The following is a 2,986-nucleotide window of genomic DNA, read 5'->3' as shown; positions in this document are numbered from 1 at the left end:
CATATTATATGGTTAAGTCCTCGATCTATTAGTATTCGTCAGCTCCACATGTCACCATGCTTCCACCTCGAACCTATCAACCTGATCATCTTTCAGGGATCTTACTAGCTTACGCTATGGGAAATCTCATCTTGAGGGGGGCTTCATGCTTAGATGCTTTCAGCACTTATCCCTTCCGCACATAGCTACCCAGCTATGCCCTTGGCAGAACAACTGGTACACCAGCGGTGCGTCCATCCCGGTCCTCTCGTACTAAGGACAGCTCCTCTCAAATTTCCTACGCCCACGACGGATAGGGACCGAACTGTCTCACGACGTTCTGAACCCAGCTCGCGTACCGCTTTAATGGGCGAACAGCCCAACCCTTGGGACCGACTACAGCCCCAGGATGCGATGAGCCGACATCGAGGTGCCAAACCTCCCCGTCGATGTGGACTCTTGGGGGAGATAAGCCTGTTATCCCCGGGGTAGCTTTTATCCGTTGAGCGATGGCCCTTCCATGCGGAACCACCGGATCACTAAGCCCGACTTTCGTCCCTGCTCGACTTGTAGGTCTCGCAGTCAAGCTCCCTTATGCCTTTGCACTCTACGAATGATTTCCAACCATTCTGAGGGAACCTTTGGGCGCCTCCGTTACACTTTAGGAGGCGACCGCCCCAGTCAAACTGCCCACCTGACACTGTCTCCCGGGTCGATAAGACCCGTAGGTTAGAATTTCAATACAGTCAGGGCGGTATCCCACCAGCGCCTCCACCGAAGCTAGCGCTCCGGCTTCAAAGGCTCCCGCCTATCCTGTACAAACTGTACCAAAATTCAATATCAGGCTACAGTAAAGCTCCACGGGGTCTTTCCGTCCTGTCGCGGGTAACCTGCATCTTCACAGGTACTATAATTTCACCGAGTCTCTGGTTGAGACAGTGCCCAAATCGTTACACCTTTCGTGCGGGTCGGAACTTACCCGACAAGGAATTTCGCTACCTTAGGACCGTTATAGTTACGGCCGCCGTTTACTGGGGCTTCAGTTCAGAGCTTCGCTTACGCTAACCCCTCTCCTTAACCTTCCAGCACCGGGCAGGTGTCACCCCCTATACTTCGCCTTACGGCTTCGCAGAGAGCTGTGTTTTTGCTAAACAGTCGCTTGGGCCTATTCACTGCGGCTTTCCGTTAAGAAAGCACCCCTTCTCCCGAAGTTACGGGGTCATTTTGCCGAGTTCCTTAACCAGAGTTCTCTCGCACACCTTAGGATTCTCTCCTCGCCTACCTGTGTCGGTTTGCGGTACAGGCACCTTTTATCTCGCTAGAAGCTTTTCTTGGCAGCGGGGAATCAAAGACTTCGCTCCATAAGGAGCTTCCCCATCACAGCTCAGCCTTCACGATAAGCGGATTTGCCTACTTATCAGCCTAACTGCTTGGACGTGCACAACCAATCGCACGCTTCTTCTATCCTTCTGCGTCCCTCCATTGCTCAAACGATAAAGAGGTGGTACAGGAATATCAACCTGTTGTCCATCGCCTACGCCTGTCGGCCTCGGCTTAGGTCCTGACTAACCCTGAGCGGACGAGCCTTCCTCAGGAAACCTTAGGCATTCGGTGGACGGGATTCTCACCCGTCTTTCGCTACTCATACCGGCATTCTCACTTCTAAGCACTCCACCAGTCCTTACGGTCTGACTTCACTGTCCTTAGAACGCTCCCCTACCACTGATACCATTGGTATCAATCCGCAGCTTCGGTGGTGTATTTAGCCCCGGTACATTTTCGGCGCAGAGTCACTCGACTAGTGAGCTATTACGCACTCTTTAAATGGTGGCTGCTTCTAAGCCAACATCCTAGTTGTCTAAGCAACTCCACATCCTTTTCCACTTAATACACACTTTGGGACCTTAGCTGGCGGTCTGGGCTGTTTCCCTTTTGACTACGGATCTTATCACTCGCAGTCTGACTCCTAAGGATAAGTCATTGGCATTCGGAGTTTGACTGAATTCGGTAATCCGATGAGGACCCCTAGTCCAATCAGTGCTCTACCTCCAAGACTCTTACACTTAAGGCTAGCCCTAAAGCTATTTCGGGGAGAACCAGCTATCTCCAGGTTCGATTGGAATTTCTCCGCTACCCACACCTCATCCCCGCACTTTTCAACGTGCGTGGGTTCGGGCCTCCATTCAGTGTTACCTGAACTTCACCCTGGACATGGGTAGATCACCTGGTTTCGGGTCTACGACCACGTACTAAACGCCCTATTCAGACTCGCTTTCGCTGCGGCTCCGCCTCTTCAGCTTAACCTCGCACGGGATCGTAACTCGCCGGTTCATTCTACAAAAGGCACGCCATCACCCATTAACGGGCTCTGACTATTTGTAGGCACACGGTTTCAGGATCTCTTTCACTCCCCTTCCGGGGTGCTTTTCACCTTTCCCTCACGGTACTGGTTCACTATCGATCACTAGGGAGTATTTAGCCTTGGGAGATGGTCCTCCCAGATTCCGACGGAATTTCACGTGTTCCGCCGTACTCAGGATACATTCAAGAGAGAACGAAGTTTCGACTACGGGGTTGTTACCCTCTACGACGGACCTTTCCAGGTCGCTTCGTCTACCTCGTTCCTTTGTAACTCCGTATAGAATGTCCTACAACCCCAAGAGGCAAGCCTCTTGGTTTGGGCTATGTTCCGTTTCGCTCGCCGCTACTCAGGAAATCGCATTTGCTTTCTCTTCCTCCAGGTACTTAGATGTTTCAGTTCCCTGGGTCTGTCTTCCTTACCCTATGTATTCAGATAAGGATACCATACCATTACGTATGGTGGGTTTCCCCATTCGGAAATCTTCGGATCAAAGCTTACTTACAGCTCCCCGAAGCATATCGGCGTTAGTCCCGTCCTTCATCGACTCCTAGTGTCAAGGCATCCACCGTGCGCCCTTTCTAACTTAACCAAACTAAAAATTAAAAAATATGAGCTACACTGTTATCTAGTTTTCAAAGAACATAC

1 rRNA gene is annotated in these 2,986 nt (G+C 51.2%); it reads right to left on the bottom strand.

The window, feature by feature from the left end:
• Nucleotides 1–8 precede the first annotated feature (8 nt).
• Nucleotides 9–2,930, bottom strand: a 23S ribosomal RNA gene (locus V7S50_RS33875).
• Nucleotides 2,931–2,986: the final 56 nt, after the last annotated feature.

This window comes from Bacillus sp. CCNWLW194 (assembly GCF_037120585.1).
In the GTDB taxonomy this organism is placed as follows: Bacteria; Bacillota; Bacilli; order Bacillales; family Bacillaceae_G; genus Bacillus_A; species Bacillus_A basilensis.
The sequence above is the reverse complement of the archived record's forward strand: the minus strand, read 5'-3'. Positions and strand labels throughout refer to the sequence as shown.